Origin of the sequence: Nitratireductor luteus (genome assembly GCF_026162365.1) — a bacterium.
Lineage (GTDB): Bacteria > Pseudomonadota > Alphaproteobacteria > Rhizobiales > Rhizobiaceae > Chelativorans > Chelativorans luteus.
This window is the reverse complement of the sequence record NZ_JAOANW010000001.1, coordinates 59,423-85,853: the sequence shown is the minus strand read 5'-3', so window position 1 is coordinate 85,853 and position 26,431 is coordinate 59,423. Positions and strand designations below refer to the sequence as shown.

At 62.5% G+C, this 26,431-nt stretch carries 26 protein-coding genes and 1 tRNA gene; 14 read left to right on the top strand and 13 right to left on the bottom strand.

Features of this window, described 5'->3' with window-relative positions; genetic code table 11:
- Nucleotides 1-2: 2 nt before the first annotated feature.
- From N1058_RS00430 to murA, 7 genes are all read right to left on the bottom strand, one after another.
- Nucleotides 3-632, bottom strand: coding sequence for a Maf-like protein (locus tag N1058_RS00430; RefSeq protein ID WP_265515515.1), 630 nt, complete (start codon nucleotides 630-632; stop codon nucleotides 3-5).
- Between the two features lie 193 nt (nucleotides 633-825).
- Nucleotides 826-1,044, bottom strand: coding sequence for a translation initiation factor IF-1 (gene infA / locus N1058_RS00425; protein ID WP_036482630.1), 219 nt, complete (start codon nucleotides 1,042-1,044; stop codon nucleotides 826-828).
- A 116-nt stretch (nucleotides 1,045-1,160) separates the two neighbouring features.
- Nucleotides 1,161-1,622: an arsenate-mycothiol transferase ArsC gene (locus N1058_RS00420; protein WP_265515895.1), complete on the bottom strand. Its 462-nt coding sequence runs from the start codon at nucleotides 1,620-1,622 to the stop codon at nucleotides 1,161-1,163.
- Between the two features lie 102 nt (nucleotides 1,623-1,724).
- Nucleotides 1,725-2,210, bottom strand: coding sequence for a UPF0262 family protein (locus N1058_RS00415; RefSeq protein ID WP_265515514.1), 486 nt, complete (start codon nucleotides 2,208-2,210; stop codon nucleotides 1,725-1,727).
- Nucleotides 2,211-2,225: 15 nt separating this feature from the next.
- Nucleotides 2,226-3,518, bottom strand: a complete 1,293-nt coding sequence (hisD, locus tag N1058_RS00410; RefSeq protein ID WP_265515513.1) for a histidinol dehydrogenase — start codon at nucleotides 3,516-3,518, stop codon at nucleotides 2,226-2,228.
- A gap of 12 nt (nucleotides 3,519-3,530) precedes the next feature.
- A complete protein-coding gene (locus N1058_RS00405; RefSeq protein ID WP_265515512.1) occupies nucleotides 3,531-3,968 on the bottom strand; it encodes a DUF2948 family protein in 438 nt (145 codons plus the stop codon).
- 90 nt (nucleotides 3,969-4,058) lie between these two features.
- On the bottom strand, nucleotides 4,059-5,348 hold the full coding sequence (murA, locus tag N1058_RS00400; RefSeq protein WP_265515511.1) for a UDP-N-acetylglucosamine 1-carboxyvinyltransferase: 1,290 nt from the start codon (nucleotides 5,346-5,348) through the stop codon (nucleotides 4,059-4,061).
- Between the two features lie 464 nt (nucleotides 5,349-5,812).
- On the opposite strand from murA, the gene N1058_RS00395 reads away from it, so the two are divergent.
- From N1058_RS00395 to N1058_RS00380, 4 genes are all read left to right on the top strand, one after another.
- Nucleotides 5,813-5,887, top strand: a tRNA-Thr gene (locus N1058_RS00395).
- A gap of 242 nt (nucleotides 5,888-6,129) precedes the next feature.
- Nucleotides 6,130-6,399, top strand: coding sequence for a hypothetical protein (locus N1058_RS00390; protein ID WP_265515510.1), 270 nt, complete (start codon nucleotides 6,130-6,132; stop codon nucleotides 6,397-6,399).
- A gap of 79 nt (nucleotides 6,400-6,478) precedes the next feature.
- The gene (locus N1058_RS00385) at nucleotides 6,479-7,465 is read left to right on the top strand and encodes a hypothetical protein (protein WP_265515509.1); all 987 of its coding nucleotides are present in this window, start codon (nucleotides 6,479-6,481) and stop codon (nucleotides 7,463-7,465) included.
- A gap of 211 nt (nucleotides 7,466-7,676) precedes the next feature.
- Nucleotides 7,677-7,865: a hypothetical protein gene (locus tag N1058_RS00380; RefSeq protein ID WP_265515508.1), complete on the top strand. Its 189-nt coding sequence runs from the start codon at nucleotides 7,677-7,679 to the stop codon at nucleotides 7,863-7,865.
- A 136-nt stretch (nucleotides 7,866-8,001) separates the two neighbouring features.
- Here N1058_RS00380 and N1058_RS00375 read toward each other — a convergent pair whose 3' ends face one another.
- On the bottom strand, nucleotides 8,002-8,139 hold the full coding sequence (locus N1058_RS00375; RefSeq protein WP_265515507.1) for a hypothetical protein: 138 nt from the start codon (nucleotides 8,137-8,139) through the stop codon (nucleotides 8,002-8,004).
- 187 nt (nucleotides 8,140-8,326) lie between these two features.
- Between N1058_RS00375 and N1058_RS00370 the strand changes: the two genes are divergently transcribed.
- Entirely contained in the window at nucleotides 8,327-9,088 is a 762-nt protein-coding gene (locus N1058_RS00370) for a GGDEF domain-containing protein (protein ID WP_265515506.1), read from the top strand.
- 113 nt (nucleotides 9,089-9,201) lie between these two features.
- Here N1058_RS00370 and N1058_RS00365 read toward each other — a convergent pair whose 3' ends face one another.
- Nucleotides 9,202-10,368: a cystathionine beta-lyase gene (locus tag N1058_RS00365; RefSeq protein ID WP_265515505.1), complete on the bottom strand. Its 1,167-nt coding sequence runs from the start codon at nucleotides 10,366-10,368 to the stop codon at nucleotides 9,202-9,204.
- Between the two features lie 290 nt (nucleotides 10,369-10,658).
- On the opposite strand from N1058_RS00365, the gene N1058_RS00360 reads away from it, so the two are divergent.
- The 4 genes from N1058_RS00360 (at nucleotide 10,659) to N1058_RS00345 (ending at nucleotide 14,941) form a co-directional block, all read left to right on the top strand.
- Nucleotides 10,659-11,684, top strand: coding sequence for an amino acid ABC transporter substrate-binding protein (locus N1058_RS00360; RefSeq protein WP_265515504.1), 1,026 nt, complete (start codon nucleotides 10,659-10,661; stop codon nucleotides 11,682-11,684).
- A 71-nt stretch (nucleotides 11,685-11,755) separates the two neighbouring features.
- Nucleotides 11,756-12,949, top strand: a complete 1,194-nt coding sequence (locus tag N1058_RS00355) for an amino acid ABC transporter permease (protein ID WP_265515503.1) — start codon at nucleotides 11,756-11,758, stop codon at nucleotides 12,947-12,949.
- 9 nt (nucleotides 12,950-12,958) lie between these two features.
- Entirely contained in the window at nucleotides 12,959-14,116 is a 1,158-nt protein-coding gene (locus N1058_RS00350) for an amino acid ABC transporter permease (protein ID WP_265515502.1), read from the top strand.
- A gap of 75 nt (nucleotides 14,117-14,191) precedes the next feature.
- On the top strand, nucleotides 14,192-14,941 hold the full coding sequence (locus N1058_RS00345) for an amino acid ABC transporter ATP-binding protein (protein ID WP_265515894.1): 750 nt from the start codon (nucleotides 14,192-14,194) through the stop codon (nucleotides 14,939-14,941).
- Nucleotides 14,942-14,966: 25 nt separating this feature from the next.
- Here N1058_RS00345 and N1058_RS00340 read toward each other — a convergent pair whose 3' ends face one another.
- Together N1058_RS00340 and N1058_RS00335 are read right to left on the bottom strand one after the other, a co-directional pair.
- Nucleotides 14,967-16,160 carry an FAD-dependent monooxygenase gene (locus tag N1058_RS00340; protein WP_338040600.1) on the bottom strand — a complete coding sequence of 398 codons (1,194 nt, stop codon included), beginning with the start codon at nucleotides 16,158-16,160 and terminating at the stop codon, nucleotides 14,967-14,969.
- Nucleotides 16,161-16,171: 11 nt separating this feature from the next.
- Nucleotides 16,172-16,414, bottom strand: coding sequence for a zinc-finger domain-containing protein (locus N1058_RS00335; RefSeq protein ID WP_265515501.1), 243 nt, complete (start codon nucleotides 16,412-16,414; stop codon nucleotides 16,172-16,174).
- 177 nt (nucleotides 16,415-16,591) lie between these two features.
- On the opposite strand from N1058_RS00335, the gene N1058_RS00330 reads away from it, so the two are divergent.
- Nucleotides 16,592-18,787 (top strand): RNA degradosome polyphosphate kinase, encoded by a 2,196-nt coding sequence (locus tag N1058_RS00330; protein WP_265515500.1) that lies wholly within the window; start codon nucleotides 16,592-16,594, stop codon nucleotides 18,785-18,787.
- 6 nt (nucleotides 18,788-18,793) lie between these two features.
- On the top strand, nucleotides 18,794-20,314 hold the full coding sequence (gene ppx, locus N1058_RS00325; protein WP_265515499.1) for an exopolyphosphatase: 1,521 nt from the start codon (nucleotides 18,794-18,796) through the stop codon (nucleotides 20,312-20,314).
- Between the two features lie 35 nt (nucleotides 20,315-20,349).
- Here ppx and rnd read toward each other — a convergent pair whose 3' ends face one another.
- On the bottom strand, nucleotides 20,350-21,528 hold the full coding sequence (gene rnd / locus N1058_RS00320; RefSeq protein ID WP_265515498.1) for a ribonuclease D: 1,179 nt from the start codon (nucleotides 21,526-21,528) through the stop codon (nucleotides 20,350-20,352).
- Between the two features lie 207 nt (nucleotides 21,529-21,735).
- Here rnd and aspS point away from each other — a divergent pair, with 207 nt between their 5' ends.
- Together aspS and N1058_RS00310 are read left to right on the top strand one after the other, a co-directional pair.
- Nucleotides 21,736-23,523 (top strand): aspartate--tRNA ligase, encoded by a 1,788-nt coding sequence (aspS, locus tag N1058_RS00315; RefSeq protein WP_265515497.1) that lies wholly within the window; start codon nucleotides 21,736-21,738, stop codon nucleotides 23,521-23,523.
- Nucleotides 23,524-23,527: 4 nt separating this feature from the next.
- The gene (locus N1058_RS00310) at nucleotides 23,528-24,190 is read left to right on the top strand and encodes a pyroglutamyl-peptidase I (RefSeq protein ID WP_265515496.1); all 663 of its coding nucleotides are present in this window, start codon (nucleotides 23,528-23,530) and stop codon (nucleotides 24,188-24,190) included.
- 22 nt (nucleotides 24,191-24,212) lie between these two features.
- Here N1058_RS00310 and N1058_RS00305 read toward each other — a convergent pair whose 3' ends face one another.
- Nucleotides 24,213-25,400: a hypothetical protein gene (locus N1058_RS00305; RefSeq protein ID WP_265515495.1), complete on the bottom strand. Its 1,188-nt coding sequence runs from the start codon at nucleotides 25,398-25,400 to the stop codon at nucleotides 24,213-24,215.
- 133 nt (nucleotides 25,401-25,533) lie between these two features.
- Here N1058_RS00305 and N1058_RS00300 point away from each other — a divergent pair, with 133 nt between their 5' ends.
- Complete coding sequence (locus N1058_RS00300; protein WP_265515494.1) at nucleotides 25,534-26,430, top strand: alpha/beta hydrolase; 897 nt, start codon at nucleotides 25,534-25,536, stop codon at nucleotides 26,428-26,430.
- The last annotated feature ends 1 nt before the right edge of the window (nucleotide 26,431 follow it).

Here is a 26,431-nt window from a genome sequence, read left to right as displayed (position 1 = left end):
GGTCAGCTTCCGGATCCTGCAAGCCAGTTGAAATGTACTTTGAAGCCGTCGGCCGTCAACAGGTTGACTGTCTCGAAGAGCGGCAGCCCCACCACATTGGTGTAGGACCCGACGAGCTTGACCACGAAGGTACCGGCCAACCCCTGGATGGCATAGCCACCCGCCTTGCCGCGCCATTCCCCCGACGCCAGGTAGCTTTCGAGCTCCTCGCGCGACAGCCGCTTGAAGCGGACGCGCGTTTCCACCAGCCGATGGCGCAGCTTGCCCTCCGGCGTGAACAGACAGATGCCCGTGTAGACGCGGTGCGAACGCCCGGAAAGCAGGCGCAGACAGTTGGATGCCTCGTCCACCATCTCCGTCTTTGGCAGGATGCGCCGCCCGACGGCGACCACCGTATCGGCCGCCAGCACAAAACAGTCCGTTGTTTCGCCATCCTGCTTCAGGCGATCCAGCGCTTTCTCCGCTTTGCTGCGCGACAGTCTCTTGGCCAGCGAGCGGGGGTGTTCGGCCTTGAGGGGCGTTTCGTCTATATTGGCCGGGATAAGGCGTTCCGGCTCAATGCCCGCCTGCTGCAAGAGTTCCACACGCCGCGGCGAGGCTGAGGCAAGCACGAGTTTCTTGAATTCGCTCATAGAAAGGGCACCGCCGCTAGGGTCTTTCGATATTCAGGTCAGGGCGGGCTGCAAACGGTGCTTTTCGGCGCTTCCGGTGCTCAAGTACCTGCATGTACGTTCCGCTCCGGCTTTCGAAAAGGACCATATTTGCCTCGCCCGGACCTGAAACCGGTTCTCCATCAGGAACCGCGGCAAGACGAACGTGCCCGCGCTACTTGAAGCGGTAGGTGATACGACCCTTTGTCAGGTCGTACGGCGTCATTTCGACCAGCACCTTGTCGCCGGTGAGAACGCGAATGCGGTTTTTGCGCATGCGGCCAGCGGTATGGGCAATGATTTCGTGTTCGTTTTCCAACTTTACGCGAAACATGGCATTGGGCAGAAGCTCTGTTACGACTCCTGGAAACTCTAGAATGTCTTCTTTCGGCATCCGGTACCTTCTTCTTGGATCAGTCTCCGGCCGGCGATCAAGCGCTGTTGCGGGACATGCCCGGCCGAAATCGCGCGGAACCTAGCCCATTCGCCACCATTTGTGAACATGCTTGTTCAAGTCTTGTTCCCGTCTGCCGAAAGGTTGAAGCGGCGGGCAATGCGCCGGCTCAGATTTTCGCGGACATCGCGATAGGCTGCAAGGATCTGCTCGCGCGTTCCCTCGACGACAGAGGGATCGAGCATCGGCCAGTATTCGACGTCCACGGACATGGAGCGCGTCAGTTCGAGCGCGGCATGGTGTGCCTCGGGCGCAAGCGTCACGATCAGATCGAAATAGGCGTCCTCCAGATCGTCCAGCGTGCGGGGCCGCCTGTCGCCGAGATCCAGCCCGTTTTCCGCCAGCACCGCGTCCACGAACGGGTCACGCTCGCCGGCCCGCACGCCGGCCGAGGCGACGAACGTCGTTCGCGGCAGCATCCTGCGCGCCAGGGCTTCGGCCATGGGCGAGCGTATGGAATTCATGCCGCACAGAAAAAGCACCGAGCCCGGGATTGCAGCTCCCGGCGTTGCTTCCATGGACCGCGCGCGTGGGGACACCGCCGACATCGACTATGCCGGAGGACAGAGGGCGAGGCTGCTTTGTCTGAACAGATCCGTCAAAATCGGCCTCCCTCGGCGCTATCCGCGCCAGTGCAGCACGCAAACGAGCGTGAAGAGCCGTCGCGCCGTGTCGAAATCGAGATCGATCTTGTCCCGCAAGCGATCCATCAGCGTCTGCGAACCCTCATCGTGAAGCCCCCGGCGCCCCATGTCGATCGCTTCGATCTGACTTGGCGTCGAGGTGCGGATTGCCTGATAATAGCTCTCGCAGATCAGAAAATAATCCTTCACGATGCGCCGAAAAGGCGTCAGCGACAGGATGTGCGTGACGACCGCCTCACCGTCTTCGCGGAAGATTTCGAACACCAAGCGGGAATCGGCCAGCGATATCTTCAGCTTGTATGGACCATTCTTCTTGTCACCCACCGGACGGAAGCTGTTCTCCTCGACGAGGTCGAAGATCGCCACAGCGCGCTCATGCTCGACATCCGGCGTGGCGCGCCCGACGGACTCATCCAGCTCGACATCGATAAGGCGCGCCGTGCCGAAGTTCCTGTCGTTCATCGCCCTGCCTTGATGTTACATGTTCAGCCGGATCGAGACCGACCGGCCATGCGCTTCCAGCCCCTCGGCCGTCGCCAGCGCCACCGCCGACGGCCCTAGCGCACGAAGCTGCTCGGCACCCAGACGCAGCGTCGACATGCGCTTTACGAAATCGAGCACCGAGAGCCCGGAAGAGAAGCGCGCCGAACGCGCCGTCGGCAGTACGTGGTTGGAGCCGCCGACATAATCGCCGATCACCTCCGGTGTGTGGCGGCCGAGGAAAACAGCGCCGGCATTGCGGATTTGCGGCAGCAGATCGTCGGCCCGGTCGGTCGCCAGCTCCAGATGCTCCGGCGCTATGCGGTCGATAAGGGCAGGGGCCTCCTCCAGCGATCCGACGAGAATGACCGCGCCGAAGTCGCGCCAGCTTGCCGAGGCGATGTCGGTGCGCGCAAGCTGTCGCAACTGCCGCTCCACCGCCTCTACAACCGCCTCCGCAAAATCCGCGTCGTCGGTCATCAAGATGGATTGCGCTGCGGTATCGTGCTCCGCCTGCGCCAACAGATCGGCGGCGAGCCAGTCGGGATCGTTGTCGCGATCCGCCACGACCAGCACTTCCGAAGGCCCGGCGATCATGTCGATGCCCACTTTACCGAAGACCTGGCGCTTGGCTGCGGCCACATAGGCATTGCCCGGACCGACGATCTTGTCGACGGCGGGCACGGTTTCGGTCCCGTAAGCCATCGCCGCAACGGCCTGCGCTCCGCCGATGCGGAAGATTTCGTCGACGCCCGCAATGTCAGCGGCTACCAGCACCAGCGGGTTGAGTTTGCCGTCGGGCGCAGGCACCACCATGACGACTCGCTCCACGCCTGCCACCTTGGCCGGTACCGCGTTCATCAACACCGAACTCGGATAGCTCGCCATACCACCAGGCACATAGAGCCCGACCGTGGAGACGGCGGTCCAGCGCCAGCCGAGCTCCACGCCGATCGGATCGGTATATTGCGCGTCCTGCGGCAATTGCCTGCCGTGATGGGCCTTGATGCGTCCATGGGCCAGCCGCAGTGCATCGAGCGTTTCCGGCGCGCAGGCCCGATAGGCCGCTTCGATCTCCGACTGCGCCACGCGCATGCCGACCGTCGTCACATCGAAGCGGTCGAAGCGCCGCGTATAGTCGGCAAGCGCGGCATCTCCCTCAAGGCGCACCCGCGCGATGATCTCGCGCACAACATCATCGACTTCCTGGCTTGATTCGCGCTTGGTCTCCAGCAAGGCGGCGAAGGCGGCCTCGAACTCCTCGTCGGCGGTCGTAAGTCTGGCTACCATCGATGGGCTCCGTCAGGTGCTGTGGCGGGGGCGGATGGACGTATCCCAGGCCGCGCCCGTGTCGCCAAGCCGGGCCTCGATGCATTCCACGTCGAGTTGGATCGCCGCATCGCCCGAAAACAGCAGTTCAATCGTGCCGGAAGGCTGCTCGCCCGCGACGAAGCGGACGGCGAGCAGCGACAGCACGTCGTCGGGCTTGTCCATCTTGATGCCGGCGGACCGCGCGGAGAGAACCCGCTCGAAATGCAGCACACTGTAGTGCCGTTCATGCTTGCGCCGGAAGAGGCCGCGCTTCTCCCGCTCCCATGCGAAGCGGTTCATGGCCAGCGCGAAGCGCTTCTCGTGCTGCAGGAAGGTGAGGTCGCGCACTTTCAGTACAGCGTCCTGCACATGGGCCGATATGACGGCCAGGTCCTCTTCATCCAGGGCGACGAGCTTCAACAGATCCATTCACACTCTCCGACCGCTACGCAATCATTCGCGCCAAGTCCCCGAGCAGCGGCACAAGCGCTCCGGTATTTCGGCGACACCAGGCCAACTTCAGCCTGAAATCCGTTCGATCTCCGCGCCGCAGCCCGACAGCTTTTCCTCGAGCCGTTCAAAGCCGCGGTCGAGGTGATAAACGCGATTGACCAGCGTGTCGCCCTCCGCCGCAAGTCCGGCAATGACGAGCGAGACCGAGGCCCGAAGGTCGGTCGCCATGACAGGCGCTCCATTGAGCTGACCCACGCCCTCCACGATGGCAGTCTGTCCCGACAGCGAAATCTTGGCGCCAAGTCTGGCCAGTTCCTGCACATGCATGAAACGGTTCTCGAAGATCGTTTCGGTGATGTGCGAGGTGCCCTTCGCCATCGTCATCAGCGCCATGAACTGCGCCTGCAAATCGGTCGGAAAGCCGGGGAAAGGATCCGTCGACACGTCGACCGGCGCGATTCCGGCGCCGTTGCGCCGCACGCGGATGCCGGTATTGGCCCGGGTGATTTCGGCGCCGGTCTGCTCGATGATGCTGAGGGCTGATTCCAGCAGGTCGGGGCGCGCTCCTTCCAGGAATACGTCTCCACCGGTCATCGCCACCGCCATCGCATAGGTGCCGGTCTCGATGCGGTCGGGAATGATGCGATGGCGCGCGCCCGAGAGCGACGACACGCCTTCGATCACGATCGTCGCCGTGCCCGCGCCCGAAATCTTCGCGCCCATGGCGTTCAGGCATTCGGCCAGGTTCACCACTTCGGGTTCGCGCGCGGCGTTCTCCAGCACCGTCTCGCCCTTGGCGAGCGCGGCCGCCATCATCAGAACATGCGTCGCGCCGACGGAAACCTTGGGAAACACATAGCGTGTTCCCACGAGCCCGTTCCTGGTTCGGGCATTGGCGTAACCGCCCTCGATATCGATCTCCGCGCCAAGCGCCCGCAGGCCATCGATAAACAGATCGACAGGCCGCGTGCCGATCGCGCAGCCGCCGGGCAGCGAGACCCGCGCCTCACCTCTGCGCGCCAAAAGCGGGCCAATCACCCAGAAACTCGCCCGCATCTTGGAGACAAGCTCATAAGGCGCGGTCGTATCGACGATGCTGCGCGCGGTGAAATGGATGGTGCGCGAGTAACCCTTGTCCTGATTCTCGCGGCGGCCGTTCACCGAATAATCGACGCCGTGATTGCCGAGGATGCGGATGAGCTGCTCGACATCGGCCAAATGCGGGACATTCTCCAGTGTCAGCGTATCGTCGGTCAGAAGCGACGCGATCATCAGGGGAAGCGCTGCGTTTTTTGCCCCGGAGACAGGAATCGTGCCGTTGAGCGCGCTGCCCCCCCGAATGCGAATACGGTCCATGAACGTCTCTTTCCCGGGGAATTGCCCCAGATTGTCTAAGGTTGGTTGCCCGGTCTAGAGCAAGCCGCCGTACTGTTCAAGAAAATGCGCGCCTGCCGGAAACCTTCACGACCGGCTGTCGTCATCGTCAGGCTTCGCCGAGGGGATTCCTTCGTCCCGGTGATCCGCCTCGCCGGCTCGCCTGGATCGCGCCTGTGCCTTTCGACGCGCCAGATTGGCCCGCAGTTCAGCCGCCAGCCGCTCCGCGCGCGCGTCACCCTTGCTGCTCGCTCTTTCGGGCCTTCCCTGATCTTTGGCGGACAATTTCCTACTCCTTCCCACAATGGCCGGTATTCAACGTGTAGTGCGGCCAAAATACCCGTTCTGTAACGTCGAGCTAGTGCTTGCGCTTGGCCATACGATATGGCAGAACGCCGCCGACTTACAGCGCATGCGCCCTTGGGACGCACATTACGCGCTCATATGCTGCCGTAGCTCAGGGGTAGAGCACTCCCTTGGTAAGGGAGAGGCCGAGAGTTCAAATCTCTCCGGCAGCACCAGTTTTTCAATGACCTGACAAGTCGCTCCTCCTCTGTGTCGAAACTGCCCGGAGACGGCCTGACGCGCTCCGGCGCGGTGTCTTATTTGTTCATAATGGCCTGTCGGGCTGACCTCGAACCATGAACGAATCAGCGCAGCAAGACGGCAGGACTCTCAACCGAGCAGGTAGGACGCCGGCGATACGCCGTATCGCCATGACGGTCCGCTCGGCCCGAGCGGCGACAGACACAGTGGTTCTGCCATGAAACCCCGCCTGTTCGCCAAGGACTGGTTCGATCCGTTCCCGGGCGTTCCCTTCGCGGGACCCGTCGAACGATGGTCGCAGTGGCTGGCAGACGAAAAGTCCATCGGAACCTATGAACTGTGGTCTCAGCTCTCGAAAATCGACCGCTCCTGCCGCGAGGCGGGGGAGCGGAACGGGGCGATGCCGATCCGCCTGATCTATGCCCGTCGCCTGGTCCGTATCGCGTTGAAAATGCGTAAAGCCACTTTCGAAGACAGACAATCGTAGCCCCGGCTGAGGGCCCGGAGCGATGCCCCGGCGGTCTCTTTTCCAGGAGATGCGCCACAATCGAGGTTGTTGACGAGCGATGGGCAATGCCACGAACGCAAAAACGGCCGGGCAGGTCGAGCCGATAGATGAAAAGCCGGCGGCCGGGGCTATGGCCTCGCTCACTGAGCGGGTGGCCAATACGAGCAAGCCGCAGCCGGACTATCGCCTTTCAGCTCTCGATTCCCTGCTGGCCAACCCGAATTTCAAGGCTTCCGAGCGCAACAAGCGGTTCCTCAGATTCATCGTGGAGGAAACGGTGGCCGGCCGCTCCGACCGCATCAAGGCCTTTACTGTGGCCGTCGACGTTTTCGGCCGGGATGCCAGCTTCGACGCTTCCACAGACCCCATCGTCCGCATCGCGGCCGGCCAGCTACGCCGGTCGCTGCACACATATTACCAGGGTGACGGCCGTGCCGACCCAGTACGAATCGATATTCCGCTCGGCGGCTACGTGCCGGTTTTCAAACGCGCTCTTCCATGGCGTCCGCTCCGGTCATGGGGCGCGACAGGCGCGAGCGGGCGCCGGCGCATCGTTCTGGCTGCTGTGGGGTGCACCATTTTCGCCGGAACGCTGGGCGCCTATCTGCTGACAGGGATACCCAGAGGCGGCACGGGGGACACGCGGCCCGTTGTCGTGGTCGACAGCGCGCGCGCAACCGATGCCTCAGCCACCACGCTGTCGATCAGCAGAAAGCTTACGCAGGCACTATGGGGCCGACTCGGACAGGGCGGTTCGCGCATCGTCGCCGTGCCGGAGCCGGAACGTTATCTTCATGTGGTGGAGACCACCATGCGCTTGGCCGAAGGGGTATCAGTGATCAAGGTGTTGTCGGAAGTGCACGCCCATGGCGAGGGATTGACGATCTTCTGGAACGTGCTCGATGGCCGCACCAACGAAGCCTTCGGCTCGGGCAGGCTCAGCGCTCAGGGGAGGCTCGCGGCAGATGTGGAAGCTCTCGTGGAGACAACCGCGTCCGAGGTCTCGGCTGCTGTGCAAGGGGCGTTTGAAGCCCCGGCAAGATAGCGCAGCTGCCGAGGGGTTGTGCCGTCAACGCGCCGTGCGTCCATCAGCGCGCGACACAAGGACGCTCCATCTCCTTGTTTTTCCGCAGTTGCGCAGTCGCCAGGTGATTCCGCCTGACCGCAAACCTTTGGAATCAGGGATGCCGATAATTCCGGCTCCGATCTGCGAGGATCGACCGGATGGACGTTTGCGCCGAGCCGTCGAATCCGGGATGCATCCTTTTGCACTCTTCGAGGAGGTTCAGATCGACGGGTCCGTGCTGCACGAGCAGGATGTCCAATTCTTCTTCCTGAAGGCCCAGCGCAATGCATTCGTCCAGAAGTTTCAGGATCATCATCCTGTCGACAAGCGGCTTCGCGGGCACGTAGCGCGTCCATTGGCTGGCGTTGCGGATATCTGACGGTCACGCTTACTGTTACCAGGGAAGGGTCCCAAAGCCCCGCCTGACGATGCCCGAAGGCACGGCAGACGAGGCTTTGGGCAAGCCGGTCCGGGGGGCGGGAGGACCGGCTATTCTGAGCGCACACGGCAGCGTTTCACCTCGTGTCCGAGGCGCGGCTGCGCTCGAAGAGCTCGCCGGCAACCGCACCCTCGTATTCCGCTTTCTGGCGGCAGGGATAACTGGAGGCGGTGCGAGCCAGGCGGTTGGGAGCCCTCTGGATGCGTTCGATCATGTATCCTGTGTGAGGCAGAGAGACGGTTATGGGCAAATAGCGGGGAGGTTGAAAAACGACGGAAACGACGACGACCCGGCCGAGCGCCATCGTCCTCGCACCCTGCGAAATCGCTGAAATCCGTGTGTGCTGATAACCGGATGCTTACCTGCCCGGCCTATCATGCGGCCAGCCAAGGGAGGTGTGGGTGAGCGGAATCGACGGGCTGTACGGCTGTATGAAGGAATGGCCGATCTGGCGGCAGGGCCTTCTGATCACGGCGATAGCCACCGTCGCGGCGGAGGCGCTGACGGTGTTCTTCTACAGCATCTTCTTCGCCGATCGGCTGCTTCTCGACCTCTTTCTGACCGCGGTCATCACGATCGCCATCGCTTTTCCTATCGCCTGCATGTTCCTGCGCCAGACCGCCAAGGTCTTCAGGCTGGCCGAAGAGCTCGATCACGCCGCGAGGACCGACTATCTCACCGGCCTCAAGAACCGGCGCGAGTTCATGATTCTGGCTGAGAAGGTATTGTCGGAGGCGCGCAATGCGCCAGCGGGCGCGATCCTATATATCGACATCGACCACTTCAAACGCATCAACGACCACTACGGCCATGCCACCGGCGACCGCGTCATCCAGATCATGGGAGAAGCGATCCGCGCGGCATCGCGCGATGTCGATATCGCCGCACGCCTGGGCGGCGAGGAGTTCGTCGTGCTTTTGCCGGGAGTAAATTTGGAGCAGGCGCGCAGGGTCTGTGACCGCATTCACCGCGCCTGCCGGGAAGCCGGCCGCTCCGCCGGCATAGAGGGGCTGCAAACCTCTGTCAGCATCGGCCTGTCGATGCACCGCGCTGGCCAGTCCGTCGACGACGTGCTCAACGAGGCCGATGCCTTCCTGTATGAAGCCAAGAGGGCCGGGCGTGACCGAATCATGCAGTCTGTGCCCATTGAGATCGTCGCCTGACGCCGGGATCCCAGCGACAGACGGGCGCGATCTCTCCTCTGGAGCGACCAGAAAAATGCTGAACAACACCTAGATGGAGCGTCCTTCGTGCGTCCGAATGGACGCACGGCGCGCTAGCGGGCTGCGGCAGCCAGCCCTTTCTCGATGTCGGCTTGGAGGTCGTCGACGTCCTCGAGGCCGATCTGCAGGCGTATGACTGGACCGGCCTCGGGCCCCTTTGCAACGGTCCGGTCGTCGAGTTGCACATGCACCGCAAGGCTCTCGAATCCGCCCCAGGAATAGCCGAGCCCGAAAATCTCCAGCGCATCGAGAAAGGCATGGGCCTGCGCCTGGCCACCGCCATCGAGAACGATGGAGAAGATGCCGCTGGCACCGGAAAAATCGCGCTTCCAGATGGCGTGGCCGGGATGGGAGGGAAGGGCCGGATGCAGGACCTGAGCCACGCCGTCCTGGCCTTCCAGCCACTGGGCAAGGTGCAGTGCACTTTGCTGATGACGATCGAGCCGTACGCCCATGGTGCGCAGCCCTCGCAACACTTGATAGACATCGTCCGGGCCGGCGCACACGCCCATCGTCAGATAGGCGTCGTAAAGCCGCCCCCAGCAGGCTTCGTTGGCCGATACGGTGCCGAGCAGAATGTCGGAATGGCCGGCCGGATATTTGGTAGCAGCGTGGATGGAGATATCGACGCCGAAATCGAGCGGCCGGAAATAAAGCGGTGTGGCCCATGTGTTATCCATCATCACGACGGCGCCCGCCGCATGGGCGGCGGCGGCGATGGCGGGAATGTCCTGCATCTCGAAGGTGTTCGAGCCGGGCGACTCGGTAAAGACGACCTTCGTGTTGCCCTTGATCAGCCGTGCTATGTCTGCGCCGACCAGCGGATCGTAATATTCCACCTCCACGCCAAGCCGCTTGAGCATCGTGTCGGCGAAACGGCGGGTAGGATGATAAACCGAGTCGACGATCAGCACATGGTCGCCCGCAGAAAGAAAGCCGAGCAGCGGGACGCAGACCGCAGCCAAGCCCGACGGCACGGCGATCGTGCCGGCCGATCCTTCCAGCGCATCGACCGCCGCCCCGAGGGCATCCGTGGTGGGTGTCCCGCGCGTGCCATAAGTATATTTTTGACTCCGCGCGGCCATCGTGGCCGCGTCGGGAAAGAGCACCGTCGAGGCATGGACGACCGGGGGATTGACGAAGCCGTGAAAGTCGCGCGGGTCGTTGCCGACATGCGCTAGCCTTGTGTTCACGCCATGCGTCGCGTTGTTCTTGCCCATAATGTTGCCTTCGTTTCTGGTAGGGCCGCTTGCACGGCGATTGTCCTCGATTAATTTCTTCGCGCCCGCAGCACAACCCTGCGCCGCCTTGTACGCGGCAGGCCGGAGCCAATTGACATCATTGTCCCTTTCGCACTTGACCCGCGCTGCAATATGGCATTCGATGGGCTCTGTGCATGGGAGAGGAAGCGTGCAACCGATACAGGTGTTCATCTGAATGGATACGCAAGCTTCCGCACAAGTAACCAAGGGGATGAACCCTGTACGCTAAAAATAAAGGGTCAATGAACATGAAGAAACTTATCACGGCACTGCTCGGCTCGGCCGTTGCCATCGCGGCAGCTCCAGCCTCGGCAGCCACCCTGGACGACGTGAAGTCGAAGGGTTACGTGCAGTGCGGCGTTTCCACCGGTCTTGCCGGTTTCAGTGCGCCGGACGACAGTGGCGACTGGACAGGCCTGGACGTCGATTACTGCCGCGCCGTAGCCGCTGCGATCTTCGACGATCCGGACGCCGTTCGCTTCACGGCGCTGACCGCCAAGGAACGCTTCACCGCGCTCCAGTCGGGCGAGGTCGACATCCTCTCGCGAAACACCACCTGGACCATCAGCCGCGATACCGCGCTCGGCCTCAACTTTGCCGGCGTCACCTACTATGACGGCCAGGGTTTCATGATCAACGCGAAGAAGCTTCAGGGCATTAACTCCGCCCTTCAGCTTTCCGGTGCTGCCGTCTGCGTGCAATCCGGCACCACGACCGAGCTCAATCTGGCCGATTACTTCAAGGCCAACAACATGGAATACAATCCTGTTGTGTTCGAGAAGCTCGAAGAGGTGAATGCGGCTTATGATTCAGGCCGTTGCGACGTCTACACCACCGACCAGTCGGGCCTCTACGCAATCCGCCTCACGCTGGCCAATCCGGACGACCATGTCGTGCTGCCCGAGATCATCTCGAAGGAGCCGCTCGGCCCGGTCGTGCGCCATGGCGACGATCAGTGGTTCGACATCGCGAAATGGGTCTATTTCGCGATGCTGAATGCCGAGGAATACGGCATTACCCAAGACAATCTCGACGAGATGCTGAAGTCCGACAATCCCAACATCTCGCGCATGCTCGGCACCGAGGAAGGGTCCAAGCTGGCCGCAGATCTGGGGCTTGAAGAAGACTGGGTTGTCCGCATCATCAGGCATGTCGGAAACTACGGAGAAATCTTCGAGCGCAATGTAGGCGCCGAGAGCCCGCTCAAGATCAACCGCGGCATCAATGCGCTGTGGACCAAGGGCGGCATTCAGTACGGCCCGCCGATCCGCTGATCGACGAAACTTCGCCTTCATGACGGGCGAAAGGCGGCAGCCGCCTTTCGCCCCCCTCATCGGGTATCGATATGGCAACCCAGGACTCAGTCGCGGAGGGCCGTGAGGCTCCCCGAGTACCGTTGCTTTATGATCCAAAGCTTCGATCGATCGCGTATCAGGTCATCGTCTTTGTCGGCCTCTTCGCCTTCGTCTACTGGATCGTCGGCAATACCGTAGCCAATCTGCAGCGCGCCAATATCGCGTCGGGATTCGGCTTTCTGCAAAGTCGCGCCGGCTTCGACATCGGTCAGAGCATGATCGAGTACACGTCGGACTCGACCTATGGTCGGGCCCTGCTGGTCGGCTTGCTGAACACGCTTCTGGTGGCGGTGCTGGGCATTGCCACGGCTACCGTAATCGGCTTCATCGTCGGTGTCGGACGGCTGTCCAAGAACTGGCTGATCAACCGGATCTGCCTCGTCTATGTCGAGGTCTTCCGCAATATCCCGCCGCTGCTCGTCATCTTCTTCTGGTATTTCGGCGTGCTGTCGGTGCTGCCCGGTCCTCGCGACAGCATTGAACTCCCTTTCAACACTTATCTGAACGGGCGCGGCTTCTATTTCCCGAAGTTTCTCTGGGGAGAGGGATCCGGCCTGATCGTGATCGCCTTCCTGCTGGCGCTGGTCTTCGCGTTCTTCGTGCGGCGCTGGGCCTATAAACGCCAGGAGGCCACCGGGCAGCAATTCCCGGTTTTCCTGACGAGCCTGGGTCTTATTGTCGGGCTGCCCCTGCTGGCCTTCGTGCTGACGGGTATGCCGCTGGAATTCTCCTACCCCGAGCTTTCCACGTTCAATCTACGCGGCGGCATGCAGGTCAAACCGGAGTTCCTGTCGCTCTATCTCGCGCTGTCCTTCTATACCGCAGCGTTCATTGCAGAGATCGTGCGGGCAGGCGTGCTGGGCGTCAGCCACGGACAGACGGAGGCCTCGTTCGCGCTGGGCCTGCGCCCGCGGCAGGCCCTGCGGCTTGTCATCGTGCCCCAGGCCCTGCGCATCATCATCCCGCCGCTAACGAGCCAGTATCTGAATCTGACCAAGAACTCGTCGCTGGCGATAGCCATCGGTTATCCGGACCTGGTCGCCACGGGCGGTACTGCCCTCAACCAGACGGGGCAGGCCATCGAGATCGTGGCAATCTGGCTGGTCGTCTATCTGGGCCTCAGCCTGATGACTTCGGCTTTCATGAACTGGTTCAACGCGCGCATGGCGCTGGTCGAGAGATAGGGGACGGCCATGCAGGAACACGATCTCTCCTTCGTCCGCGCGCAGATGGTTGCCGAGCAGGCGCCGCCGCTCCGCGAGCGTGGCCTGGTGCGGTGGCTGCGCAAGAACCTGTTCGCCAATATCACGGACACGATCTTCACGCTGATCGGGCTGTTCATCATCTTCTCGATCGTCCCGCCGGTGCTGAACTGGGCCTTCTTCAACGCGCAGTGGTTCGGCACCGACCGCACGTTCTGCGCCACCGTGGTGCAGGGCGGGATGCAGCCGGAAGGCTGGTCCGGCGCCTGCTGGGCCTTCGTCCGTGCCAAGTTCCTGCAGTTCATGGTGGGGCGCTACCCGGTAGATGAGCGCTGGCGCGTCTATCTGACCGGCCTCATCTTCGTGGCGCTGCTGGTGCCCATGCTCATGCCGAGGGTGCCGCGCAAGGGGCTCAACGCCATCCTGTTGTTCCTGGTGTTCCCCATCGTCGGCTTCTTCCTGCTGTCGGGCGGCTATTTCGGCCTGCGGGAAGTGCCGACGCCGCTTTGGGGCGGGCTGACGGTCACGCTGGTCCTGGCCTATGTCGGTATCGCCGTCTCGCTGCCCTTCGGCATTGTGCTGGCGCTCGGGCGACGGTCGCAGATGCCGGTCGTCAAGCTCATCTGCATCATCTTCATCGAGACGATGCGCGGCGTGCCGCTGATCACCATTTTGTTCATGGCCAGTGTCATGCTGCCGCTCTTCCTGCCGCCCGGCACCACCTTCGATAAGCTCCTGAGGGCGCTTATCGGCGTCGCGCTGTTCGCCTCCGCCTATATGGCCGAGGTCATCCGCGGCGGGCTGCAGGCGATCCCGAAGGGACAGTACGAGGGTGCGGACGCGCTGGGGCTGAGCTATTGGCAGAAGACCAACCTGATCGTGCTGCCGCAGGCCATCAAGCTCGTCATTCCGGGGATCGTGAACACCTTCATCGGCCTCTTCAAGGATACGAGCCTGGTCTACATCATCGGCATGTTCGATCTTCTGGGCGCCGTCCGACTGAATTTCGCGGATGCCAACTGGGCCTCGGCGCAGACACCGATCACCGGCCTCGTCTTCGCGGGCTTCATCTTCTGGCTGTTCTGCTTCGGTATGTCGCGCTATTCGATATTCATGGAACGCCGGCTCGACACCGGCCACAAACGATAGCCGGCCGCCCGGGCTGGCAAGGGGAAAACAATGGCAAGTCAGGCAGAAAAAAAAGAAGCGCCCGGCCACGGTGAGATGCAGATATCCGATACGGATGTCGCCATCGAAATCGTCGACATGCACAAATGGTTCGGGGAGTTCCATGTCCTCAAGGACATCAATCTGAAGGTCATGGGCGGCGAGCGTATCGTCGTCTGCGGCCCGTCCGGTTCCGGCAAATCCACCATGATCCGCTGCATCAACCGGCTGGAGGAGCACCAGAAGGGCAAGATCATCGTCGACGGCATCGAACTCACCAACGACCTCAAGAAGATCGACGAAGTGCGCCGCGAGGTCGGCATGGTATTCCAGCACTTCAATCTGTTCCCGCATCTGACCATATTGGAAAACTGCACGCTGGCGCCCATCTGGGTGCGCAAGATGCCGAAGCGGGAGGCTGAGGCCGCCGCGATGCGCTATCTGGAGCGGGTCAAGATTCCCGAGCAGGCCAACAAATATCCCGGCCAGCTTTCCGGTGGGCAACAGCAGCGGGTGGCCATCGCCCGTGCACTGTGTATGAACCCGCGCATCATGCTTTTCGACGAACCCACCTCCGCGCTCGATCCCGAGATGATCAAGGAGGTGCTCGACACCATGGTCGACCTCGCCGAGGAAGGCATGACGATGATCTGCGTCACCCACGAGATGGGTTTCGCGCGCCAGGTGGCCAACCGGGTGATCTTCATGGATCAGGGGCAGATCGTCGAGCAGAACGAGCCGGCCGAGTTCTTCGACAACCCGCAGCACGAGCGCACCAAGCTGTTCCTGTCGCAGATCCTGCACTGATCCGCCTGCGTCATCAAGGGCCGCATCACCGGCCGGGCGTTGCCTCTGCGTCGTGGCCATAGAGCCAGTCGAGATCAGCCAGCAGCCGCTCCTCGCTCCTGAGCGCAAGCGCGACGTTGCGCGCGCGCGCAACGATACCGCCGGCGTGCCAAGCGAAGCGGTTGAAGCGGCCGCGCGCGGCGACGCGTTTCAGTCGAGGCTTGCGCAGGGTCTCGAAGCGTTGAAGCATTGCGGCGCGCTCTCCGCCCCGCGCGTGCAGAACGGCCAGCAAGGCCGCGTCCTCGATCGCCATCGCCGCTCCCTGCGCTGCATAGGGCGTCAACGCATGGGCGGCATCGCCGATCAGCGCCATGCCGCCCGGATGGTGCCAGCGCCGCAGGCTGCCGATGGTATGCAGCGGCCACGTCCTCCAGGGCGCAGCCACTGAGACGAGCATGCGCAAGCGAGGGGAGGCGCCAGCCATGGCTGCGACCAGCGCGGTCATGTCGGCCTCGCTTGTCCAGCGCCGACCGAGGTCGCGCCCCCGTGTGACGGCGACCAGGTTGACCTGGCTGCCCCCTTGCACAGGATAGGTTACCAGATGGAAACCGGGGGCGAGCAGCGCGCAGACACTGTCATTTTCCGAACTCAGGATGCCTTCCGGCACATCGCCGGCACGCACCACGGCACGATGGGCGACATGGCCGCTGAACCTGTTTTGGCCGTCGCCAGCCAGCCTTCGCAACCGTGACCACACGCCGTCGGCCGCCACAAGCAATCCGCAGTCCACCTGAGCGCCCGAGGAAAGACGAACCGCGACCGCCTCGCCCTGGAAAGCCGCGTCGTCGACGCTCTCGCCCATTACCAGGCGTATGGAGGGTGTCTCGCCGACCACCTCCGCAAGCGCCCCCTGAAGGTCGGCGCGGTGCACGACCAGATAGGCCGCTCCCCAACGCGCTTCGGCCTTTCGCCCGAGCGGCACCCGCCCAAGCTGCTTCAGCGTTGCCGCGTCCTTGAGGAGGATCGCCTCCGGAGCGACAGCCTTGCCGGCCAGACGGGCCGTGACGCCGAGGCGGTCAAGGATGCGTGTGGCATTCGGGGAAAGTTGCAGGCCCGCGCCCGCTTCCTCGAGGGCGTCGGCTCGCTCGTAGATGGAAACGTCGAACCCTTGCGCGGCAAAGGCAAGCCCGGCCGTCAGGCCAGCAATTCCGGCCCCTGCGACGACGACGTGCCTTTTCACGGAGATTGGATCTAAGCCGCTTCGGTGTAGCGGCAATCCTCGGGGCGGGTCTCGGACGCGTTCAGCTCGGGGTTGAAGCGGTAGAGCGTCGAGCAATAGGGGCATACGCGCTCGACATCGTCACCCATGTCCAGAAACACATGGGGATGGTCGTCGGGAGCGGCCGCGCCGACGCACATGAATTCCTTCACGCCGATCTCGATCGAACGATGCCCAGCCGTGTTGTGAAAATGCGGTATCGTATCGCCAGCCATGTCATTCTCCCGCAGATTTGCACCAGCATATGGGCTGCGTTTGTAGCATAAACGGCTTCTTTGCAAGCCTGTGATATGAAACTGTCGCAAAACCATGTCACTGCATAATATGGCGCGGTGCAACGTAGCAGGTTGCCAGGCATTCGGCCGGGTATTCAGTAACACAGCGAGAAGACGATGAACGAGTTGAAACCAGTCAAAAGCGAGTTCCCGGCCCAGGGCGCTGCCGATGCGGTCGCCGGCCCCGACCGGTTCGTCAATCGCGAGTTCTCCTGGCTCCAGTTCAACAGGCGGGTGCTCGACGAGTCGCAGAATGCCATCCATCCGCTGCTGGAACGTGTGCGCTTCCTTTCCATCTCTGCCGACAATCTTGACGAGTTCTTCATGGTCCGCGTCGCCGGCCTGGCCGGTCAGGTGCGCGAGAACATCGCCACCCGCAGCGCCGATGGGCGCACACCGGAAGAGCAGCTTGATCAGGTTCTCCGCGAGGTAAGCCGCCTGCAGGTGGACCAGCATGCAAGTCTTTCCCGCCTTCTGGAACTGCTCAAGAAGGAGGATATCGAGTTGATCCGGTCCGGTGCGTTGACAGCGGACGACAAGAAATGGGTCGAGGCGCATTTCCTGGACGACATCTATCCGGTGCTGACGCCGCTCTCCATCGACCCGGCGCATCCGTTCCCCTTCATTCCCAATCTCGGCTTCTCCGTAGCGCTCGATCTCCAGAACCTGACGGACGGTGAGGCGATGACGGCCCTGCTGCGCCTGCCCGTCGCCCTGCAGCGCTTCATAGAACTGCCCCGGCGCGGCAAGACCATCCGCTTCATCGCGCTTGAGGATGTGGTCGAGCTTTTCATCGGCAAGCTCTTCCCCGGCTACAAGGTCAACGGGTCGGGCACATTCCGCATCATCCGCGACAGCGATATCGAGGTGGAGGAAGAGGCGGAGGATCTGGTCCGCCTGTTCGAAAGCGCGCTGAAACGCCGGCGCCGTGGTTCGGTGATCCGCATCGAGTTCGAACGTTCGATGCCGGAGTCCCTGCGCGCTTTCGTGGCGACGGAACTCGGTGTGCCGCCGACCCGCATCAGCGTCTTGGAAGGGCCGCTGGCAATCAACCAGATTTCCGAGATCGTCAAGATCGCGCGCGAGGAACTGAAGTTCCTACCCTACAATCCGCGCTTTCCCGAGCGCATTCGCGAGCACAACGGCGACTGCTTCGCCGCCATCCGCGAGAAGGATCTGGTCGTCCATCACCCCTACGAATCCTTCGATGTCGTGGTGCAGTTCCTGCGTCAGGCATCCCAGGATCCTGATGTCGTGGCGATCAAGCAGACCCTCTACCGCACTTCCAATGACAGCCCCATCGTGCGCGCGCTGATCGACGCGTCGGAGGCGGGCAAATCGGTCACGGCTCTTGTGGAGCTCAAGGCCCGTTTTGACGAGGAAGCCAATATCCGCTGGGCGCGCGACTTGGAGCGGGCGGGCGTGCAGGTCGTTTTCGGCTTCATCGAATTGAAGACCCACGCCAAGATGTCGCTGGTCGTGCGTCGCGAGGAGGGCAGGCTGCGCAACTACTGCCATCTGGGCACGGGCAATTACCATCCGATCACGGCGCGCATCTATACCGATCTGTCCTATTTTACCGACGATCCGAGCATCGCCCATGACGTGGCCAAGGTCTTCAATTTCATCACCGGCTATGCCGAGCCCGATGTGGACATGAAGCTCGCCGTTTCTCCTTTCACGCTGCGCGACCGCATTCTGCGGCACATCACGGCTGAGGTGGAACACATCAAGGCGGGGCGTCCGGGGCAGATCTGGATGAAGATGAATTCGCTCGTCGACCCCGCAATCATCGACGCTCTCTATGAGGCCGGCCGCGCCGGCGTGGAGATTGACCTGGTCGTGCGCGGCATTTGCTGCCTGCGGCCGCAAGTGCCCGGCCTGTCGGAAAATATAAGGGTCAAGTCAATCGTCGGCCGGTTCCTGGAACACAGCCGCATCTATTGCTTCGGCAATGGCCACGGGCTGCCCTCCGACGAGGCCATCGTCTACATCTCGTCCGCCGACCTGATGCCCCGCAACCTCGACAGGCGGGTCGAGACCATGGTGCCTATCACCAACCCGACTGTGCATGAACAGGTGCTGGGCCAGATCATGCTCGGCAATATCATGGACAACCAGCAAAGTTTCGAAGTATTGCCAGACGGCACCTCGAGGCGCATTGTGCCCGAGGATGGAGAGGAAACCTTCAACGCCCAGGAATACTTCATGACCAATCCCAGCCTTTCGGGCCGAGGCGATGCTCTTAAATCCCATGCGCCAAAGCGCATTGCGGCCTTCAAACGCCGCAAGAAGGCCGAAGCCGGCGGCTGACGGCGCGTGGGCATAAAAGCATCGCAAGGCCGGCTGCAGGATCGCCGGCCCCTTTCGATCATCGACATCGGATCCAATTCGATTCGTCTCGTGATCTACGAAGGGATTGCGCGGTCCCCGACCGTCCTTTTCAACGAGAAAATGCTTGCCGGCCTCGGCAAATCGATCGTCACCACCGGCGAACTCGATCCCGACGGGGTGAGCCGGGCCGTCGAGGAGTTCCGGCGCTTCCGCGCGCTTTCGGAGCAGGCTGGCGCTCAGTCGCTCCACGTTCTGGCGACCGCCGCCGCACGGGAGGCGACGAACGGTCCCGATTTCATCGCCCGTGCCGAAGAGATTCTCGGAACGGAGATTCGCGTTCTGTCGGGGCGCGAGGAAGCGAAATATTCGGCGTTCGGCATCATGTCGGGCTTTCACAGGCCTGACGGCATCGTCGGCGATCTTGGCGGCGGCAGCCTTGAACTCGTCGATGTGAAGGATCGCGACATGGGCGACGGAATCACATTGCCGCTGGGGGGGCTTCGTCTGCGCGAAATGTCCGAAGGGTCCGTCGCGGCCGCGACCCGCATCACCCGGCACGAGTTCGCCCGCGCGGACTGGTTGGGTCATGGCGCGGGCAGGGCATTTTATTGCGTCGGCGGCACGTGGCGTAATCTTGCACGGCTCCACATGAATGTGATCGGGTATCCCCTTGAAGTCATGCACTATTACGAGATGGACCCGGTTCGGCATGCAGCTTTCCTGAAGCGCGTTGCCAAGGGCGGCATCGACAAGATGAAGGGGATTGACCGGATCTCGAAGAACCGCCGTGCCCTGCTGCCCTACGGCGCCGCCGTGCTGCTTGAGGTCATCCGCGCCGCCAAGCCCTCCAAGATCGTCATCTCCGCCAATGGCGTGCGCGAGGGTTATCTTTATTCGCTGCTTGAAGAGGCTGTGCGTGAAACGGACCCGCTGATTTCGGCGGCCGAAGAACTGGCCCTTCTGAGATCGCGTTCCGTCACCCATGCGCGCGAACTGGCCGACTGGTCGGCCGGAGCCTTCCAGGCGCTCGGCATACAGGAAACCGAGAATGAGGCGCGCTACCGAAGGGCCGCCTGTCTCATGGCCGACATCGGCTGGCGTGCGCACCCGGAGTATCGGGGCACCCAGTCGCTCAATATCATCGCCCATGGCTCTTTCAGCGGGATCGACCATGCCGGCCGTGCTTTCATCGCGCTCACCAACCTGTTCCGCCATGAAGGCCTGTTCAATGACGGCTTGTCGCCGGAGATGCGCCGGCTTGCGACCCCGGTCTATGTAGAGCGCGCCCGGCTTCTGGGCGGCCTGATGCGCGTGGTCTATCTGCTGTCCGCGTCAATGCCCGGCATTATTCCACAACTAAAGTGGGAGAAGCGTGACAATGGCGCGCTGGCTCTGCTGGTGCCGCGCTCGCACGCCGCTCTCATGGGTGAGCGCCCGCATGGCCGTATGGCGCATCTGGCCAGAGTTACCGGGCTCGACCTGACATTGGAGGTCGCCGAGTCTTAGATTGCGAAGGAACGCGTGCGGAACACCGCAGCGGTCTATTCGGCGGCGTTCACCAGGTCAGGGCTGGGTGAAAACGTCTCGATGCGACGGTTATTGAAGCGCAGGGCGGTCTCGCCGCGCATCAGCTTCAGGGCTTCGCCGCCGAAAACTTCGTGCCGCCAGCCCGAAAGTGCTGGAACATTGGCCTTCTCGCCTTCGGCCGCGATTCGCTCGATATCGTCGCTGGAAGCGAGCATCTTGGGGGCGACCCCCTCCCGCTCAGCAACGAGCTTCAACAGAACCTTGATGAGTTCGGCCGCCGCCGCTGCGCCTTCAGGCGCATGGATCGGCTTTGGCAGCTTCGGCAGATCTTCCCGGGGCAGGGCGAGAGCGGCGTTGACCGCTTCCAGAAGACCGGTCGCCGCGCCGGAGCGTTCCCAGCCCCTTGGGATGGAGCGTAGCCTTCCCAGAGCCTGCATGTCCGTCGGCTGCTGCTGGGCGATTTCGTAGATGGCGTCATCCTTGAGGACCCGGCCGCGGGGTACGTTGCGCTCACGCGCTTCCAACTCGCGCCAGGTCGCTACGCGCTGCATCACCGCCAGTTCGATGGGCTTGCGCACCCGCAGCTTCAACCGTTTCCAGGCGTCTTCGGGATGCGGATCGTAGGTCTGACGCGCCGTCAGGACATCCATTTCCTCGTTCAGCCAGTGCGCCCTGTTCTCACGGTCGAGTTGCTGCTTGAGATGCAGGTACACGGGGATGAGATGGGTTACGTCGGCCAGCGCGTAGTCGAGCTGCTTATCGGAAAGCGGCCTGTGCCGCCAATCGGTGAAGCGCGACGTCTTGTCGATCCGGTCGCCCGTGATGCGTGCGACGAGCTGGTCATAGGAGATGCTGTCGCCGAAGCCGCAGACCATCGCGGCGACCTGCGTGTCGAAGATGGGATGCGGAATGAGTTCTCCGAGATTGAAGATGATCTCGATGTCCTGCCGCGCGGCGTGAAACACCTTCGTCACCGCCTCGTTCGCCATCAGCTCGAAGAATGGCTTGAGGTTCATGTCAGGCGCGAGCGGATCGACCAGCGCCGTCACGCCCGGCGCAGCCATCTGGATGAGGCATAATTCCGGCCAGAACGTCGTCTCGCGAATGAATTCGGTATCGATAGTGACGAAGTCGGATTTTTCGAGCTCGGAGACGATCTGTTCGAGCTCTTGTCTTGTTTTGATCAGTTCCATGAAACCTGTTTATGCGCAGATGGCAGAAATGTGAAGATTTGTATTCACATCCTATCGTCCGTTCCGGGAACGACCTGCCGCGTCAGCCGTCTGTCCAATCCCCGCACGCCTTGACAAATCGCACCTCTCATGCGCTTTTCGCGCCGATCTCGAAGGGCCGGTTCTCAACGGTCCCCGCGCATATTCCAACACACGGACGACACGACCATGCATCGCTACCGCAGCCATTCCTGCGCCGAACTCAGAAAATCCGACGTTGGAGCGACAGTCCGTCTCTCGGGTTGGGTCCATCGCGTGCGCGACCATGGCGGCCTGCTCTTCATCGATCTGCGCGATCATTACGGCATCACGCAGATCGTCGCCGATCCCGATTCGCCCTCCTTCCAGACCGCCGAGCGTGTGCGCGGCGAGTGGGTGATCCGCGTCGACGGCGAGGTCAAGGCGCGCACGGACGAGACGATCAACCCGAACCTGCCGACCGGTATGGTGGAGGTATTCGCCCGCGAGATCGAGGTGCTTTCCCAGGCCAAGGAACTGCCGCTGCCCGTTTTCGGCGAGCCCGATTACCCCGAGGACATCCGCCTCAAATACCGCTTCCTCGACCTGCGCCGCGAAACGCTGCACAAGAACATCGTCGCGCGCACGAAGATCATCGCCGAGATGCGCCGTGCCATGGGCGAGGCGGGCTTCACCGAATATTCGACGCCGATCCTGACGGCGTCCTCGCCCGAGGGCGCGCGCGACTTCCTGGTGCCTTCGCGGCTGCACGAGGGCCAGTTCTATGCACTGCCGCAGGCCCCGCAGATCTACAAGCAGCTCATCATGGTCTCGGGCTTCGACCGCTATTTCCAGATCGCGCCCTGTTTCCGCGACGAGGACCCGCGCGCCGACCGCCTGCCGGGCGAGTTCTACCAGCTCGATCTGGAGATGAGCTTCGTCGTGCAGGAGGACGTGTTCCAGACAACGGAGCCGGTCGTCCGCGACATCTTCAAGGCATTCGCAAACGGCAAGCCGGTCACCGAAACCTTCCGCCGCATCCCCTATGACGAGGCCATGCGCAAATACGGCTCCGACAAGCCCGACCTGCGCAACCCCATCGAGATGCAGGACGTCTCCGAGCATTTCCGCGACTCAGGCTTCAAGGTCTTCGCCAACATCCTCGCAAACGACCCGAAGGCAGAAGTCTGGGCCATTCCCGCCAAGTCCGGCGGCTCCCGCGCCTTCTGCGATCGCATGAATTCATGGGCGCAAGGCGAGGGGCAGCCCGGTCTCGGCTACATCTTCTGGCGCAAGGAAGGCGACGGACTGGAGGGCGCCGGCCCGCTCGCTAAGAACATCGGTCCTGAACGCACTGAAGCGATCCGCACCCAGCTCGGCCTCGATGACGGCGACGCCTGCTTCTTCGTTGCTGGCGATCCAAAGAAATTCGTTGCCTTTGCCGGCGCCGCCCGCACACGCGCCGGCGAGGAACTGAACCTCGTCGACCGCGACCGCTTCGAGCTTTGCTGGATCGTCGATTTCCCATTCTTCGAGTGGAACGAGGACGAGAAGCGCGTCGATTTCGGCCACAATCCCTTCACCATGCCCCAGGGCGGGTTGGAGGCGCTGGAGAGCGAGGATCCGCTTTCCATAAAGGCATTCCAGTACGACATGGTGTGCAACGGCTTCGAGATCGCCTCGGGCGGCATCCGCAACCACCTGCCGGAAGTCATGGTCAAGGCCTTCGAGATCGTCGGCTTCGACCAGGCGACCGTGGAAGAACGCTTCGGCGGGCTCTACCGGGCCTTCCAGTACGGCGCGCCGCCGCATGGAGGCATGGCCGCAGGCATCGACCGCATCGTCATGCTGCTGGTGGGAGCGAAGAATCTGCGCGAGGTCACCATGTTCCCGATGAATCAGCAGGCTCAGGACCTGCTCATGGGGGCGCCGTCGGAGGCCACCCCGCAGCAGCTTCGCGAACTGCATCTGCGACTAGCTCCGGTCAAGAAGGACTGACGCGGTGGCGGCCAGCTCGCAACAATGCGAACCGGCCCGTCCGCGCGTTCTCGTCACAGGCTTCGGCCCGTTTCCCGGCGCGCCGGTCAACCCGACCGAATGGCTGGCGGAAGCTTTGGGAAGGCAACCCTGGCCCGATGCCGACCTGCGCTCAGCAGTGCTCGCTGTGGAATACGGCACGGTGGCCCGCAACGCTGAAAGGCTGGGCGAGGATTTCTCCCCCGACATCGCAATCCATTTCGGCCTGAGCGCCGTGGCGCAGGGCTTTACGCTGGAGCGCATCGCCCGCAACGAGATCAGGCGGGGCAGGGCGGACAATGCCGGCGAACTCGCCGCCAGCGACCGCATCTGCAAGGGCGAGGCCGCGCTGCCCTCGACCCTGCCGCTCACGCGTATCGAGGCAGCGCTGAAGGCGCATGGCCTGCCTGTCTCGTGGTCCAACGATGCCGGCGGCTATCTTTGCAACTATCTTTTCTACCTGTCGCTCAGCCCGCAATGGCCACGCATCGCTCCGGCCATGTCCGGCTTCATCCATGTGCCGTCGCTGCGGGACGAAGATGGCGGCCCGGCCAATGCTCTTGGACGCGAGGAGATGCTGGAGGGCGCGCGGCTGATCGTGGCGGCCTGCATTGAGGTCTGGCTGGAGGAACGCCGGCTGTCGCTCTAGCAGCCAGCGCCGTCCAGATCGCCTACTGGTTCGCCTTCACCGTAAGCCCTACCTGTTTGGCCAGCATTTCCGGCGCGCCCATGGCCGCCCCGATGAGCATCGCGAACGGCACGGGGGCGCTCGGCATGGCGCTGATTTCGATGTTTTCGGGCGATTTCAGGAAAGTGGTTACCGCCTGCGTCACTTCACTCGTAAGTTCGGAACCCAGGAACGGCGAAAGCTGCATTGGGATGATCATCTGCGCCTGCGCGATGACGTCTTGCGGCGTTCCGCCCTGTTTGGAGGCGGCGAGGTCGAGCAGCTTGCCGCTGAGCGAATCGTCGTTGAACCGGATCGACAGCCGATGGAAGGAGAGCTGCTGCATCATTCCCAGCATCGCCATGCCCTGATTCGATCCTTGCGATTCGTCCTTCATTTTCTCGGCCATCTCGTTCATCGTCCTGATGAATTCGGGCGTATAGCCGGAGATTTCACCCGCAAGGACTAGCGTGCCGCCGTCATCGAGGGTGAGGGCGTAGCGGTCGAGCAGGAGTTGCCCGTCCGACGGTCGCCAGCGGCCGGAAAGGTCGAGCGAGCCGGTCAGTTGTTCATAGCCCAGTTCCTGCATGGTCTTGCGCGGGTTCTCGCCTTCGGGGAGCGTTGTCATGTCGACGGTGAACCGCTCTGCTCCGCCCACAACCTCCATGGCTTCGTCCTCGCCGGAGATCGACATCTGTGCAGAGAGGCCATCGACGGACCCCAGGAGGGCGCCGTCCTCATCGCGCATCTCGGCATGCTCGACCTCGAACCGGTCATAGCGCAAAGCGCCGCCATAGGGATCGGCCGCGCCGTCCTTGGCCAGTATGAGACCACTGATCGAAAGGCCGCTCAGCGAGATCGTCGCGTCGTCCGATTCGTGGGAGAGCGAAGCAATATCAAGGTTTTCGATGCGGTAGCCGGCATCGGTCTCGCTGACCTCCTCAAGGCGGATTTCACCGAGCGGGAGCGTCTCCTCGGCATGCTGGTTCCCGGCGGTTGCACCTTCGAGAACCACCGAGCCGCCTTCCTGCCGCACAGCTTCCCATTCGAGTTCCACCTGCTGGCGGTCAAGCTGGGCCTTGAGGGCCGACGCCACGTCCTCAGCTTCGAAGCCGAAGGCAGTCTGGGACAACGCGCCAAGAAAAAGGCTCGCGCCCATAAGGCGCTTCGTCAGGAGAAAAGGGCTGGCCATCGGGTGTGCTCCACACGTAACGGTTACGGTTTAATTCTATAGAACTTGCAACAATGTCGGTCCGAAAGATGACGAGCGCATATGCTTGTGTCAATTTACCGGCGCAATTCATGATGAATGGAACAATTGAACTATGCACCACGTCGCGTTCGCGAGAACAGATCGCCTCTTCATATTGTGCCTTTTGACGCTGCTGGCGCTGATCGCCGTCGCGATGACGGGCATGCCGGCCAGGGCTGGCGCGCTGCAGGAGGGCGTGAACTATGGCGGTGGCCTGGCGCTGGACATCCATCAACCCGGCGAAGAGGTGACGCGCGCCTCTCTCGGGCTCAATCTCTTTGCTTTCGCCGGCAGCAGACCGAAGCCCGTGGTCATCTACGCTCATGGGGGAGGGTGGGTGAAGGGCAGCCGCAAGAAGGTCTATTCGCTACCCGAATGGCTGAACAGCAAAGGCTACCTCCTTGTTTCCATAGATTATCGCAAGGTGCCGGCTACCACGATTGACGGGCAGGCAAGGGACCTTGCGCAGGCGGTTTCCTGGGTGCGTGCCAACATTGGGCGCTATGGCGGCGATCCTTCGCGCATCGTGCTGATGGGGCATTCGGCGGGCGCGCATCTGGTGGCGCTGGGTGCCGCGCGCGGCATGGTCGGCAATGTGCGCGGCGTCATCCCCAACGACGTGCAGGCCTACGACATGGTGGCCTATGCCGGCATGCGCGGCTCGCTCGGCTACCCCTATATAAACGCCTTCGGCTCCAATCCCGATGACTGGGTGCGCTGGTCGCCGGTCACCTATGCCCGGCGCGGCAGCGGCTTTCCGCCTCATCTCTTCCTGCATTCGGGTTCGAACGGCGAGCGCCGCCGCGCGCTCACCAACGGCTACGCGAACCTCTTGCGTGCCCGTGGAGCACAGGTCGCCGTCTTCGATGGCGGGCGCTACACACACGGCTCCATCGCCAGAAAGCTCGGCCAGCCTGGGGATCCGGCGACCTTGGCTGTCGAGCGCTTTCTGGAGCAGGTAACGCGGTAGG